Source organism: Maribacter sp. X9, assembly GCF_048537565.1.
Lineage (GTDB): Bacteria > Bacteroidota > Bacteroidia > Flavobacteriales > Flavobacteriaceae > Maribacter.
This window is the reverse complement of sequence record NZ_CP183215.1, coordinates 3,203,135-3,217,403: the sequence shown is the minus strand read 5'-3', so window position 1 is coordinate 3,217,403 and position 14,269 is coordinate 3,203,135. Positions and strand designations below refer to the sequence as shown.

Below are 14,269 nucleotides of genomic sequence, written 5' to 3'. Positions count from 1 at the left end.
AAACAAAAAAATACGCCGAAGCGTATTTTTTAATATACAATTAACTAAAAGAAATCTCCCTTTCTTTTGCTGCTGCGTCTTTTCCCGGCGTTGGGGCCGCTGGCATCACTGCGCTCCCTTCTTCTTCCTTTACCACCACGGTCATCTTCCCGTCTGCCGCTTCGTTTTCCTTTAAAGCCGCCGCTACCGCCACTTCTGCGTTTACCGCCTCCACCACCTCCAGGGTTCTTGGAAACTTCAACGTTTACGAATCTTCCATCCACTTTAAACTCGGTGAACTTATCAAGAATTTGTTGGGTTACTTCTGCTTCTGTATTAAAGAAAGAGAAACTTTCCTTAACATCTACTTTAAATACATCTTCTTGCCCAAGACCAACCGTATCCCTGATAAAATCTTTTAAGGACATCCAATCGTAACCATCCTTTTCACCGACATTAATGAAATAACGAACTGCTCCACTGGTCGGGATAGCATCACTAGTTCTATCGTTGTTTCTGTCCCTTCCGTTATCCGAAGCATTTAAGTCGTTGGTTTTATTGTAATAATTGAAGAATCTAGAGAATTCTACGGATACAATTTTCTTAATAAGTTCTTCACGATCGATACCTTCCAATACATCATTAATAGCGGGAAGATAGTTGTCTACATCCTTATTGATTTTGGTATCCTTGATTTTATTGGCCAAGTGATATAACTGAATCTCACAGATTTCCATTCCTGTAGGAATTTGTTTGGAAATAAACTTCTGATTGATTTTGCTTTCAATGGCCTTGATCTTACGTTGTTCGCTTCGGGTTATGATGACCATTGATATCCCTGATTTACCGGCCCTACCTGTTCTACCACTACGGTGGGTATAGGTCTCGATTTCATCGGGTAATTGGTAGTTGATTACGTGGGTAATATCATCTACATCGATACCACGGGCGGCTACGTCTGTGGCTACCAACATCTGTATCTGTTTTTTGCGGAAAGAGTTCATTACCAAATCACGTTGGTTTTGGCTCAAATCACCATGTAAAGCTCCAGCGTTATACCCGTCTTCTATCAGTTTTTCGGCAACTTTTTGGGTATCGCGTTTGGTTCTACAGAAAATAACTGAAAATATATCAGGATTTGTATCCGCCAATCTTTTCAGTGCAGGGTAACGATCCCGTCCACCAACAACATAGTACTCATGCTGTACGGTGGTAGCACCTGAATTTTTTGCGCCCACAGTAATTTCTTGTGGGGAGTGCATGAATTTTTTTGCGATTATGGAAACCTCTTTAGGCATGGTAGCCGAGAATAACCAAGTAGATTTCTCATTTGGGGTATTGGAAAGAATTTCCTTAATATCTTCCATGAAGCCCATGTTCAACATTTCATCGGCCTCATCAAGAATACAATAGTCGATCTTGGAAATATCCACAAGACGTCTACTGATCATATCTTTCATTCTACCAGGGGTGGCCACAATGATCTGTGCCCCTCTTTTTATCTGTCTTGCTTGTTCGGTAATGCTCGCACCCCCATAAATGGCAACTACGTTAATATTACGTTCGTATTTGGAATAGGCCTGCATTTCATTGGTGATCTGCAAGCAAAGCTCACGAGTAGGGGACAGGATCAAGCCTTGTGTGGTTCTACTGTTACTATCAATTTTTTGGATCAGCGGAAAACCGAAGGCAGCTGTTTTACCAGTACCTGTCTGTGCCAAGGCTACCAAATCGGTATCACTTTCCAATAAAATCGGTATTGCTTTTTCCTGTACTTCAGATGGGTTTTCAAAACCCATATCAGCAACAGCATCTAATAAGGACTTCTGTAGTCCTAGTGCTTCAAACTTTGTCATAAATATGTTATACTAAATCGCAAATATGAATGTTGCATAGAGCGATTATCGTATATAACCTAGTTTGACTCAGCGCAACACATGCTATACTAGCGGCGTTAATTAAGCGGCAAAGGTACTGCTAATATTCGAGGTGGTATAATAATTGGTAAAGTATTACCGAGGTGCTAATAAATAACCATAAACGGAAAGAATTGTTCCTGTAATTCCGAATAGTACCATAAGTACAATTAAGCTTTTTTGAAGAATGGGATTGTCATAAATGATGATACACACGGCACCTAATACAATACAAATTTGAAAGAATAGCATTCCATAATCGAACTTTTTTGTGGCATAGTCATAGGTAGCCGCCAACTGTTCCCATTCTTTAACGCCCACTATTTTACCCAATTCACCATCCAGATCCTGAATCCAATTTTCTTTACCTACTTGATGGGAGCCATTCAAGATTTCTATTTTTTCAGCTCCGTATTTGGTAATCTGTTCTTTGACCAGTGCAATTTTTTCTTGGATTACAGGAACTTTGTCCGATGTAACCATTCCGCTGCTGATCAAAACGTTCAAGTAGTCGAGTTCGCTTTCCTTTAAGGTCTCTTTTATACTTTTAGATTGATACCAACTCGAATAGCTTACCACGTTATTATGTGCGATCATCATTTCTTCCTCCAACTCACCGTTCACCATTTGAGATATGGCCATAAGCGCGGCGAAAAGTGCAATGAGCACTCCGCCAATAGCTTCAGCTCTTTCTGATGCAACCGATACTTCTACGGTTTCCCTGTTATTTTTATCTTGCAACATTTATGGTCTTTAAATAGGCTATCAATTTTTTAAACGCTTGCGCGCGGTGACTTATTTCGTTTTTCACCGATAAAGGAAGTTCGGCAAACGTTTGTTCATATCCATTGGGTGCGAAAATCGGATCGTATCCAAAGCCATTTATGCCATTTTTTTTGGTTGTGATCGTACCGTCTATTTTTCCCTCAAAAAGATGTGTTTCACCATTTAAGTTTAAGGCGATGACTGTTTTAAAATGTGCATTTCGATTTTCTTGACCAGTCATTTTAGCCAAAAGTTTGTCCATGTTTGCTTCGGCATTGTTTTTAGAGCCTGCATAGCGTGCAGAGAATACCCCTGGCTCTCCATTTAAGCTATCAACCAAAAGTCCGGTATCATCTGCAAAACAAGGTAGTTGATAAGTGTCGGTCACAAAATCGGCTTTTATTCTAGCGTTGCCCTCTAAAGTGTTCGAAGTTTCTGCAATTTCAGTCATACAACCTATACCGTCCAAACTGATTAGTTGTATGGTCGAAGGTACCAATTGTTGAATTTCTCTTAATTTATTGGGATTGTGGGTTGCGAATACGAGCTTCATCTGCTAATTTGGGAACTGTTTTAGTCAATTTTGAACATCAAAAGTAGTAATTTTATAAAATGGAATTAAAGTTACCGCCTGCATTGGTGTTTTTGTTTTTTGGATTAGGAATGTATCTAGTGGCCAAATTTTTACCGGTCGGTTTTTTTGATTTTTTTGGTCGCAACCTACTTTTTGGGGTATTAGTAGTGTTGGCAGTTGTACTGATGATTATTGCACTGATCCAATTTTATAGGGCTAGAACCACAATAGACCCATCTAAACCTATTAAAACAGCTAAGTTGGTGACGAACGGGGTCTATACTTTTTCCCGAAACCCCATGTATTTAGCCATGTTACTTTTGTTATTGGCCTTGGGGGTTGCTTTGGGAAATGCGTTTAATACCCTTATTGCTGCCGGATTTGTTGCTTATATGAACCATTTTCAAATCGTACCTGAGGAGCGGTTCCTTTTAGAGAAATTTGGACGGGAGTATAAAGAATACTGCACACTGACTAGGCGATGGTTTTAAAAGCGAGGCGTTCTTTTCGATTATTAATAGAAGAACTAATAGTTCTAAATATTAACTTATTTGCTTATAATTCTATATATTAGCTTTTTGATTAATATTTATGATAGCCATAATTACAGGAGACATTATTAACTCAGAGAATCATCCTTCCTCTGAATGGATGGATCTACTTCGGGAGTACTTTGCTCGATTCGGTGCTTCGCCAATGAATTGGGAAATATATAGAGGTGATGAATTTCAATTAAAGGTTACCAAAAAAAATGCACTATTCACGGCCATTCGCATTAAGGCCATGTTGAAAGCCATAAAAGGATTGGATGTGAGAATGGGTATAGGAATAGGTCTGGAGACTTACATAGGAAAAGGAGTGACAGAATCTAACGGACCAGCGTATCAACGGTCTGGTCGCAATTTTGAATCCTTAAAGGAAAGCAAGGTCAATCTTAGTATTGCCACAGGAAATCCCCAACATGATCGCACCCTGAATTTGATGCTGCAGTTGGCATTAGATTTTATGGATACTTGGAGCGTGGTTTCGGCGGAGATCGTGGTATTGGTTCTAGATTTTCCAAATGATTCCCAAAAGGAAATTGCTCAAAAATTAGGCATAAAACAATCTGCTGTAAGTCAACGCTTAAAACGGGCCCGGTTGGATCTTGTTTTAGATTTGTTGGCTTACTATGAGGAGCTACTAATAGAAAGTTAACATGCTGCTATTCATAAAATTAATATTGGCCCATTTAATCGGTGATTTTATGTTACAGCCACTTAAATGGGTGTTGCACAAACAATCCCATAAAATAGCTTCAGAGTATTTGTACTTTCACGTGCTGCTGCATTTTCTATTATATCTGGTTCTTCTTTGGGATTTGGCTTTATGGAAAATAGCACTAATAATTGCGCTTGGGCATTTTTGTATAGACCTTCTGAAATTATCCACAGAGAAATTTTTTAAAACTAAGAGTATTCCGTTTTTTATAGATCAGGCCTTACATATTATCTTGATTTATTGCTGTGTGTTTTATGAAAACCTATATGAACATACTTTAACTCTTTTTCAACATCTAGATTGGTATCTCATTACCGCCATTGTCTTCGTTACCTACCCGGCGGCAATAATTATGGGAAAAATATTGGAGCCCATGTCCGATCAAATCGAGACGGATCATAAATCTCTGCCCAATGCCGGTAAGTATATCGGCATTATTGAAAGGTTGTTCGTTTTGATTTTTATTGTGATCGGAAGATGGGAAGTGATTGGTCTCTTGATTGCTGCAAAATCAGTTTTTAGATTCAATGATCTTAAGGAACGAAACAATAGAAAACTTACAGAATATATTTTAATAGGAACACTCGTTAGTTTTGGGTTGGCCATTCTGACCGGGCTCCTTTATATTTCTTAATTCAAATTTCATCTATGAAAAAGAATTCCATTATCATTATAATAGCATTGTGTCTAGCTGGCAACCTTACCGTAGCCCAATCAAAATCATTTACCTCTTTCGATGGTGTAAAGATTGCATTCACAGATGAAGGCCAGGGCAACCCCGTTCTTTTGGTTCATGGTTTTATAAATTCTAGTGCTTCATGGGGCAATTCACCATTGAAAAAAGATTTATTAGAAAAAGGATATCGTATAATTATTCCCGATTTAAGGGGTAACGGTAACTCAGATAAACCCCAAGATGATAAGGCATATGAAAATGATGCAGAGGTTAAGGATTTGAAATTATTGATGAACCATCTTAACATCAAAAAGTATAAAGCTATAGGATATTCAAGAGGAAGCATTGTTCTGGCAAAATTGTTGACCAAGGACAAAAGGATTGAAAAAGCGGTTCTGGGAGGAATGGGCATCGACTTTACGAATCCCGATTGGGATAGAAGAATCATGTTCGCCAAAGCGTTTGATGGAGAGGTGACCAATGCCACGAAAGGGGCGGTAGAATACGCAAAATCGATTAATGCAGATTTACGTTCATTGCACTTGCAGCAAAAGTATCAGCCCGTAACTTCAAAAAAACAATTAGCCAAGATTACGGTTCCTATTCTGGTGATCTGTGGTGATGAAGACGTCGATAATGGGAATGCACATGAGTTGAGCGCCACCTTTAAAAATGCTACCCTGAAAAAAGTACCGGGTGATCATAATGGAACCTATAGAACAAAAGCATTTTCCCAAGCCATTATTCAATTTTTGAACCAATGAAGCTATTTTAACCAAATTACATCATAACTGATCCTTTTTGTTTTATTTACTGAATAACATTTATAAGGATAAATTAAATTTTTACTTTTGCCACTTATTTTAGTCGCAAGATTTTAAAGCTAAAACCAAAGGTTTACCATGACCGAAGTGAGTAGAAAATATGTTTTTGATTTCGATAGTACCTTAACCAGGGTAGAGGCCTTGGATGTATTGGCGGAAATGACCTTGGAAGGAAAATCAAACAAGGAAGATATTGTCAGGGAAATACAAAAAATCACCAATTTAGGAATAGATGGTGATATCTCTTTTACCGAGTCTTTAGAACGCCGTCTCAAATTATTGCATGCCAATAAAGAAGATTTGGACGGACTCGTAAAAGAACTTAGAAACAAAATATCAAAATCCATAGCGTCAAACAAAGAGTTCTTTGAAAAGTATGCCGATGATATCTATGTGATTTCTTGCGGTTTCAAAGAGTTTATTGATCCGATTGTAAAAGAATATAATATACCTTCTGAACGTGTGTATGCAAATACGTTTAAATTCGACCAAGAAGGGAATATTATCGGTTTTGATGAAAAGAACGTACTGTCCCAGCATAATGGCAAAATTGATTGCCTAAGACAAATGGACCTCGAAGGAGAAGTTCAGGTGATCGGGGATGGTTATAGTGATTACGTGATGCGCGAAGCAGGTATAGCTCATAAGTTTTTTGCTTATACTGAAAACGTACACAGAGAAAAGGCCGCCAATAAAGCGGATTATGTTACACCAAGTTTAGATGAATTTTTATTTGTGAATAAGTTGCCAAGAAATATCTCGTACCCAAAGAATAGGATCAAGGTCCTTTTATTAGAAAATGTTCATACCGCTGCGTTTCAAAATCTATCAGAAGATGGATTCTCGGTAGAGTTGATAAAACATAGTTTATCCGAAGAAGAGCTTATCGAAAAAATCAAAGGAGTCCATGTTTTAGGAATACGTTCCAAGACCCAAGTGACCCAAACAGTGCTTGATGCCGCCGATAAATTATTGGTAGTAGGTGCTTTTTGTATCGGTACCACTCAAATCGATTTGGAAAACGCCAAGAAAAAAGGCGTTGTAGTTTTTAATGCCCCTTACAGTAATACTAGATCGGTGGTAGAATTGGCCATCGGTGAGATTATTATGCTAATGCGCAGTGTCTTTGATCGTAGTAGGGAAATACACGAAGGGCAATGGCAAAAAACGGCTGCGGGATCAAGGGAAGTACGTGGTAAAAACCTAGGGATTGTGGGTTACGGTAATATAGGTAAGCAACTTTCCGTTTTGGCCGAAGCCATGGGGATGCGGGTATATTATTATGATGTGGATGATAAGTTGGCCCTTGGTAATGCTGTAAAGTGCAATACCTTAGAAGATTTATTGAACGTGTCTGATGTGGTTACGTTACATATCGATGATAATAAGGCCAATAAGAACTTCATTGGAGAGCGCGAAATCAAACAGATGAAAAAGGGTGCCATGCTCATTAATTTGTCGAGAGGATTTGTGGTTGATATAGATGCACTTGCTGAAGGTTTAAAAGAAGGTCATATTGGTGGTGCAGCTGTGGACGTATATCCAGATGAGCCTGCTAGTAATGGTGAATTCCATACGAAACTCCAAGGATTTCCGAATGTTATTTTGACTCCACATGTGGGGGGTAGTACAGAGGAAGCACAGCGAGACATTGCCGACTTTGTCCCGAATAAGATTATGGATTATATCAATTCCGGTAATACGGTCGATGCGGTCAATTTCCCGAATATACGTTTGCCAAAACAGAATAAAGCACACCGTTTTCTACACATCCATAAAAATGTTCCGGGTATCATGGCCAAAATCAACAAGGTATTGGCACAGTACGAACTGAACATCTCAAGTCAATATCTCTCTACGGATAACGAAGTAGGTTATGTAATTACCGATTTGGACAAGGAGTATAATAAAGATGTGATTAAAGCGCTTAAAAAGGTTGAGAATACAATTAAGTTCAGGGTGCTTTATTAAGATATTTAATTCATTGTAGAACGGATAGAATTCTTTTTCTTTAGGATGTAAGTAGGTATGCCTACATATAATACAACGTTGATACACTTAAAAGGCTTTTTCACCACAAAATGTTGTAATCCTATTACCTTGGGATTATTTTAGTAGGAAATATCCTTCATGAAAACGAAGAAAAGGTCTTTTAAGGACTTTTATAAATATTACCTATTGGTATTTACGGTAATTCTCTTAACCGTTATCATACAGTCCGTCATACAATATTCCTTAAAAGAACAAGAGGGATACTCCTCACTTATAAATATATCTGGTAAACAACGAATGCTCAGTCAGAAAGTGTTGGCCAATTTTTACGAGTGTCGTTTTTTAGAAGGCAACTATACCGCATTGAAATTGGCCCTGGATAATTTGTACGAAACCCATATAGACCTTCAAAAGGGCAATCTTGATATTGGTATTGAACCTATAGCGGATCAAGAAGTACAATCCCTGTTTAACGAACTAAATCAACATTTAGATTACATATATAGTAATCTCAATGATGTTGATAAATTAAAAGAAGTTTCTTCATCAGAATTAAGCACCGAGGTAGCGAGTTTCTTAACGTTAATGGATGCTATCGTAAACCGTTTTCAGGAGCTTGCTGAAGAAGAAATTAGAACCTTGATGATTATTGAGATGGAACTGGCATTTGCGACCATCGTAATCGTTTTATTGGAAGTTTTTTTTATAGTGAATCCGGTGATTAAAAAAATTACACTACAAAATAAAAAACTTAAGGAAATTTCTTGGTACCAAACCCATGCGGTTACCTCTCACATAAAGAACATAAAAGAACTTCAGCATGTTTTAAAACTTGAAAGAAAAATGGAATTTAAAGAGGAACTGATCGGTTGCCTTATGGAGGAATTAGATGATTTAGAGGGGATTTCTAAGGACATGGTGCAAACTTTAGAAAGTACGACTACCTAACTATTTTTAAAATTATATTGAGTTATTGATGGTGATACGGTTCGTTTTTTAGAATGGTAAAAGCCCTATAGAGTTGTTCCGTAATGAACAAACGTACCATTTGATGTGAAAAGGTCATTTTTGAGAGACTTATTTTTGCCGATGCCTTATCATAGACTTCTTGGCTAAAACCATAAGGCCCGCCGATAAGAAAAACCAATTGTTTTATTCCCGCATTCATTTTTTTCTGTAGATAATCTGAAAATTCGACCGACGAATACTGTTTTCCCTTTTCATCAAAAAGAACCAGAACATCTGTTGGGCCTAATCTTTTAATGATAAGTTCACCTTCTTTTTCCTTTTGCTGCTCTTCGGATAGATTCTTTGTTTTTTTTAAATCTGAAATCAACTCTATTTCAAAATTGATATAATGCTTTAATCTTTTTTGATACAGCTCAATAAGTTCCTGTAGTTGCGAACTATCGGTTTTGCCTATGGCTAAAAGTTTTATAGTCATATTTCAAAAGTAAATCAATTTCGCAAATGGATTTGTAATTTAGCATGACATTAGATATAAAATTTATGATTTCAGAAGAACAGTTTAAAGAAGAGATTACATTGATCATAGCGAATGCAGTGCGTGAAGATGTAGGGGATGGAGACCATAGTTCTTTGGCCTGTATACCAGAAACGGCAATGGGTAAGGCCAAATTATTGGTAAAAGATGAGGGGATCATAGCCGGTGTCGATTTTGCCGAATTGGTCTTTTATTTCATTGACCCTAATTTAAAGATAGATGTACGTATAAAAGATGGTACCGCCGTAAATCATGGCGATATTGTATTCTATGTAGAAGGAAGTTCCCAAAGCATTTTAAAGGCCGAGCGTTTGGTGTTGAATGCCATGCAGCGAATGAGTGCCATTGCAACAAAAACTAATATGTACGTGAATTTGTTAAAGGGAACGGGAACAAAAATTCTGGATACCCGGAAAACAACCCCGGGAATTCGGGCATTGGAAAAATGGGCCGTAAAAATAGGAGGAGGTGAAAATCACCGATTCGCACTTTATGATATGATTATGTTAAAGGATAATCATATCGATTTCGCAGGGGGGATTACAAAAGCGATAGAAAAGACAAAGCAATATTTAAAAGATACGAAGAAGGACTTGAAGATTATTGTCGAGGCCAGGAACTTGGTTGAAATTAAGGAAATACTGCAATCGGAAGGTGTCTATCGCATTTTAATCGACAATTTCAATTATGAGGATACGCGTGAAGCCGTAAAATTGATTGGGAGTACTTGTTTGACAGAATCTTCAGGAGGTATCAATGAAAAAACAATCAGGGAATATGCAGAATGTGGGGTCGACTATATTTCTTCAGGGGCATTAACGCATTCTGTCTATAACATGGACTTAAGTTTAAAAGCAGTGTAAATGTCTTTAGAGGTCGAGGATAAACTAGATAAGATTCCTGTAATAAATTGGTGTGTCCGTTTTCTAAAGAAACTAAGATTGCCCGGTTTTGAAGGGCTTTCGGTTTACGACCTTTTAGAAATGTACGTTTTCGGCATTTTAAAAGGAACCTTGTCGACACGGGCGAGTGCCATAGCGTTCAGCCTTTTTATGGCCCTTTTTCCATTAATCATCTTCATGGTAACTTTAGTGCCTTTTTTGGTTTCATACATTAGTATTGAACATGGCGATTTTGATGTCCAATTTCGTTTGTTTTTGGAATCTTTTCTGCCGAATGCTACAGGCGAATATTTTGGGGAGGTTTTTCAACAAATAAAAGATCAGAAAAGAGGAGGATTGTTGTCATCTGCTTTTTTGCTTTCAATTTTCTTGATCGCCAACGGGGTAAACTCCATTTTTGGGGGATTTGAAACTTCATACCACATTGAGTTGACCCGAAATTTCTTCAGGCAATATGCTTATGCCTTAATGGTAGGACTTATTTTGGCTATATTGATCATTTTAGGATTCGTGGCCTATATCTATTTTGAGTTCTATGTGCTCGGGTACCTCTCTGAATTTGCAGCAAGGCAGGGCGGTTACGTTCTTGGGGAAGAAGAAGTTGTCGGTGTACAGATTGCCAAGGTGTTATTTTTTATTATTCTGTCCTATTTCACAACGGCTATTCTTTATTATTTCGGTACAAGAGAAGGCAAACAGGCCCGCTTCTTTTCTATTGGAGCTTTAATGACGACGATATTATTTTTGATAACCTCCTATTTGTTCGGAATATATATAGAAAAGTTTGCCAGATATAATGAATTATACGGTGCTCTGGGAGGATTATTGATTTTAATGGTATACATCTGGTTAAATTCTAATATATTGCTACTCGGGTTTGAATTGAATGCTTCCATGAATACCTTACGTAAAATAACAAGAAAAGAATGATGAATCAGGTTCTCCAGTTAAGTGTTTGTGCTATGTTACTCTTTTCGGCCAGTGCATCGGCCCAGTCGGTCTTTGGTAAATGGAAAACCATCGATGACCGTACCGGGAAGCCCAAAGGCATTATTGAAATCTATAAAAAGGATGGATTGATGTATGGGAATGTAATTGAGATTTTGGAAGAAGGAAAAGAAGATGTGAAATGTACCAAGTGTGATGGTGAATTAAAAGATAAGCCTGTAGAAGGTATGGAGATTATCACGGCAGGAGAAAAACATGATGATGGCGAGTGGAAGGGAAAACGATTGTTCGACCCAGAGCAGGCGATGACCTTTCGTTTCAAAATATGGTTGAATCCTGACAATCCCGATGAATTAAAAGTTAGGGGATATTTAGCCTTTATCTACCGAACACAAACTTGGTTGCGTGTGAAAGGATAGATGCTATGGCCAACTTTATTAATGTTATACTCCCTATACCCTTAGAGCGGCTTTTTACTTATAGTATTACCGAAGAAGAAGCTAAGCTACTTCAAACCGGTATGCGCGTAGCCGTTCCTTTTGGGAAATCTAAGATTTATACCGGTATCGTTTACAGTATCCATCAAACCCCTCCACAGGCATATGAGGCCAAGGAAATTCATGAGTTGTTAGATGATTACCCGATTGTGACACAGGTTCAGTTGAAGCACTGGGAGTGGATCGCCTCGTACTATATGTGTTCGTTGGGAGAAGTAGTACGTAGTGCTTTACCAGGGGCTTTCTTGTTGGAAAGTGAAACTTTGGTCTTGCGGAATAGGGAATTTGAGATGGATGAGAATGAACTTCAAGATGATGAATTTTTGGTTTTCGAAGCACTTCAACATCAATCCATACTTAAGGTAAATGAGGTAGCTGCGATTGTAGAACGTAAAAATGTATTGCCCATCCTTCAGCGGTTATTGGAAAAAAAAGTAATCCTGCTTAAAGAGGAAGTCTACGAGCAATACAAGCCTAAATTGGTACGCTACGTAAAATTAGGCTCGCCATATACTTCAGATGAGAAACTGGAGGAACTTTTGAACGAACTGACAAGGGCTCCAAAACAGAGTCAGGTCGTATTGACTCTTTTTCAGTTACAGGGTAGGACTAAAAAACCGATCAAGGTTTCTGAATTGGAAAAATCGAGTAACAGTTCAAAGGCGGTCATCAAATCGTTGGTGGATAAGCAAATACTTGAAGAGTACTATATCAAGACCGATCGGGTTTCGTATGATGGAAATTCAGAAAATTTAGACAGTAAAGATCTTAATGAATATCAGAAGCATGCATTGACTGATATAAAAGCTTCTTTTGCACAAGCCAAGGTAACCTTGTTAAAAGGAGTTACTTCCTCTGGGAAGACGGAAGTCTATGTGAAGCTGATAGAGGAATGCATGGAGAAAGGTTTACAGACCTTGTACTTACTTCCTGAAATTGCGTTGACCACCCAATTGATAAGTCGGTTACAGGAATATTTCGGGGATAAAATAGCGATATACCATTCAAAATATAATGTTCAGGAGCGTGTAGAGGTTTGGCAGAATGTCTTACAGGCCAAATCAAAGGCGCAGTTGGTCATTGGTGCACGTTCGGCACTGTATTTACCGTTTAGTAAATTAGGGTTGGTCATTGTTGATGAGGAACACGAAAGTTCGTTCAAACAATTTGATCCAGCTCCCAGATACCATGCCAGAGATGCGGCCGTAGTTTTAGGAAATTTACATGAGGCCAATGTTTTATTGGGCTCGGCAACACCTAGTGTAGAAAGTTACCATAACGCCCAGATCGGCAAATATGGATATACTGAAATTACTAGACGCTTTGGAAATGTGTTGATGCCCGATATGGAATTGGTGGATATCAAGGAGGCGGCACGAAAAAAACGCATGAAAGGCCATTTCTCTGAACGACTGCTCTTGGAAATGGAAGACACTCTTTTGGCAGGGGATCAAATTATCCTTTTTCAGAATAGAAGAGGGTTTGCCCCCTTGTTGGAGTGTTTAACTTGTGGGCATACGCCGCAATGTCCCAATTGTGATGTAAGCCTTACGTATCACCAGTTTAGAAATCAATTGCGCTGCCATTATTGTGGACATCATTCGGCACTGCCGGAGGTTTGTATCGCATGTGGGAGTCCAGAGCTGGATACTAAAGGTTTTGGAACGGAGCAAATAGAAACAGAAGTCAGCTCTTTGTTCCCAGAAGCTAAGGTAGGTCGTATGGATTTGGATACGACCCGAGGTAAACATGGTTACGAGAAAATAATCACGGCATTCGAACAACAGGAACTTGATATTTTAGTAGGTACCCAAATGCTTACCAAAGGGTTGGATTTTAGAAACGTAAATTTAGTAGGAGTCATGAACGCAGATTCTCTATTGAATTTCCCAGATTACAGGGCCCATGAACGTACGTACCAATTATTGACCCAAGTATCGGGTAGGGCAGGGAGAACCAAAAAAAGAGGGAAAGTAATTATCCAAACTTATAATCCGTACCATCAGATTTTGAAGCAAGTGACCACTGGAGATTATGAAGGAATGTATGCCGAACAGCTCTATGAACGCGAACAATATAAATATCCACCGGTAAACCGGATTATTAAGGTCACCTTCAAGCATAAAAACTATACGATACTCAACGAAGCCGCTGATTGGTTTTCTGGGGCATTGCGAACTAATTTTGGTGGAACGGTCTTAGGACCAGAATATCCACCCGTAGCCAGAATACGCAATCAATATTTAAAGCATATTTTGATTAAGGTTAGTACAGTACAATCCTTAGCACAAACAAAATCCAACATAAAGCGTATTGAAAAATCTTTTAATGCCATCTCCTTGTATAGGAGTGTACGGGTAATCTACAATGTAGACCATATTTAAAACAAAAAAGACCGCTATTAGCGGTCTTTTAAAGTAAAATAATATCAT

Annotated in this window: 14 protein-coding genes; 10 read left to right on the top strand and 4 right to left on the bottom strand. The window is 38.3% G+C overall.

Annotation, left to right across the window (positions count from 1 at the left end):
- Window positions 1-44 precede the first annotated feature (44 nt).
- The 3 genes from ACNR9Q_RS13790 to ACNR9Q_RS13780 all read right to left on the bottom strand — a co-directional run bounded on the left by ACNR9Q_RS13790 (window position 45) and on the right by ACNR9Q_RS13780 (window position 3,213).
- The gene (locus tag ACNR9Q_RS13790; protein WP_419211802.1) at window positions 45-1,835 is read right to left on the bottom strand and encodes a DEAD/DEAH box helicase; all 1,791 of its coding nucleotides are present in this window, start codon (window positions 1,833-1,835) and stop codon (window positions 45-47) included.
- A gap of 156 nt (window positions 1,836-1,991) precedes the next feature.
- On the bottom strand, window positions 1,992-2,639 hold the full coding sequence (locus ACNR9Q_RS13785) for a DUF4337 domain-containing protein (RefSeq protein ID WP_419211801.1): 648 nt from the start codon (window positions 2,637-2,639) through the stop codon (window positions 1,992-1,994).
- Window positions 2,626-3,213 carry a non-canonical purine NTP diphosphatase gene (locus ACNR9Q_RS13780; RefSeq protein WP_419211800.1) on the bottom strand — a complete coding sequence of 196 codons (588 nt, stop codon included), beginning with the start codon at window positions 3,211-3,213 and terminating at the stop codon, window positions 2,626-2,628. The genes ACNR9Q_RS13785 and ACNR9Q_RS13780 overlap by 14 nt, the downstream gene beginning before the upstream one ends.
- A gap of 59 nt (window positions 3,214-3,272) precedes the next feature.
- On the opposite strand from ACNR9Q_RS13780, the gene ACNR9Q_RS13775 reads away from it, so the two are divergent.
- The 6 genes from ACNR9Q_RS13775 to ACNR9Q_RS13750 all read left to right on the top strand — a co-directional run bounded on the left by ACNR9Q_RS13775 (window position 3,273) and on the right by ACNR9Q_RS13750 (window position 8,934).
- A complete protein-coding gene (locus ACNR9Q_RS13775) occupies window positions 3,273-3,725 on the top strand; it encodes a methyltransferase family protein (protein ID WP_419211799.1) in 453 nt (150 codons plus the stop codon).
- A gap of 100 nt (window positions 3,726-3,825) precedes the next feature.
- Window positions 3,826-4,431, top strand: coding sequence for a SatD family protein (locus tag ACNR9Q_RS13770; protein ID WP_419211798.1), 606 nt, complete (start codon window positions 3,826-3,828; stop codon window positions 4,429-4,431).
- A 1-nt stretch (window position 4,432) separates the two neighbouring features.
- Window positions 4,433-5,128 carry a DUF3307 domain-containing protein gene (locus ACNR9Q_RS13765; protein ID WP_419211797.1) on the top strand — a complete coding sequence of 232 codons (696 nt, stop codon included), beginning with the start codon at window positions 4,433-4,435 and terminating at the stop codon, window positions 5,126-5,128.
- Window positions 5,129-5,142: 14 nt separating this feature from the next.
- Window positions 5,143-5,934 (top strand): alpha/beta fold hydrolase, encoded by a 792-nt coding sequence (locus ACNR9Q_RS13760; protein WP_419211796.1) that lies wholly within the window; start codon window positions 5,143-5,145, stop codon window positions 5,932-5,934.
- A 138-nt stretch (window positions 5,935-6,072) separates the two neighbouring features.
- Window positions 6,073-7,965 carry a phosphoglycerate dehydrogenase gene (gene serA / locus ACNR9Q_RS13755; RefSeq protein WP_419211795.1) on the top strand — a complete coding sequence of 631 codons (1,893 nt, stop codon included), beginning with the start codon at window positions 6,073-6,075 and terminating at the stop codon, window positions 7,963-7,965.
- Window positions 7,966-8,124: 159 nt separating this feature from the next.
- The gene (locus ACNR9Q_RS13750; protein WP_419211794.1) at window positions 8,125-8,934 is read left to right on the top strand and encodes a type IV pili methyl-accepting chemotaxis transducer N-terminal domain-containing protein; all 810 of its coding nucleotides are present in this window, start codon (window positions 8,125-8,127) and stop codon (window positions 8,932-8,934) included.
- Window positions 8,935-8,956: 22 nt separating this feature from the next.
- Here the strand turns inward: ACNR9Q_RS13750 and rlmH are convergent, their stop codons facing one another.
- Window positions 8,957-9,430: a 23S rRNA (pseudouridine(1915)-N(3))-methyltransferase RlmH gene (gene rlmH / locus ACNR9Q_RS13745; RefSeq protein WP_419211793.1), complete on the bottom strand. Its 474-nt coding sequence runs from the start codon at window positions 9,428-9,430 to the stop codon at window positions 8,957-8,959.
- 65 nt (window positions 9,431-9,495) lie between these two features.
- Between rlmH and nadC the strand changes: the two genes are divergently transcribed.
- The 4 genes from nadC to priA are packed head-to-tail and all read left to right on the top strand — an operon-like array spanning window position 9,496 to window position 14,221.
- Window positions 9,496-10,353 (top strand): carboxylating nicotinate-nucleotide diphosphorylase, encoded by an 858-nt coding sequence (gene nadC / locus ACNR9Q_RS13740; protein WP_419211792.1) that lies wholly within the window; start codon window positions 9,496-9,498, stop codon window positions 10,351-10,353.
- Window positions 10,354-11,322 carry a YihY/virulence factor BrkB family protein gene (locus ACNR9Q_RS13735; protein ID WP_419211791.1) on the top strand — a complete coding sequence of 323 codons (969 nt, stop codon included), beginning with the start codon at window positions 10,354-10,356 and terminating at the stop codon, window positions 11,320-11,322.
- Window positions 11,319-11,759 (top strand): DUF2147 domain-containing protein, encoded by a 441-nt coding sequence (locus ACNR9Q_RS13730; RefSeq protein ID WP_419211790.1) that lies wholly within the window; start codon window positions 11,319-11,321, stop codon window positions 11,757-11,759. The genes ACNR9Q_RS13735 and ACNR9Q_RS13730 overlap by 4 nt, the downstream gene beginning before the upstream one ends.
- Before the next feature lie 5 nt (window positions 11,760-11,764).
- Window positions 11,765-14,221 carry a replication restart helicase PriA gene (priA, locus tag ACNR9Q_RS13725; RefSeq protein WP_419211789.1) on the top strand — a complete coding sequence of 819 codons (2,457 nt, stop codon included), beginning with the start codon at window positions 11,765-11,767 and terminating at the stop codon, window positions 14,219-14,221.
- Window positions 14,222-14,269: the final 48 nt, after the last annotated feature.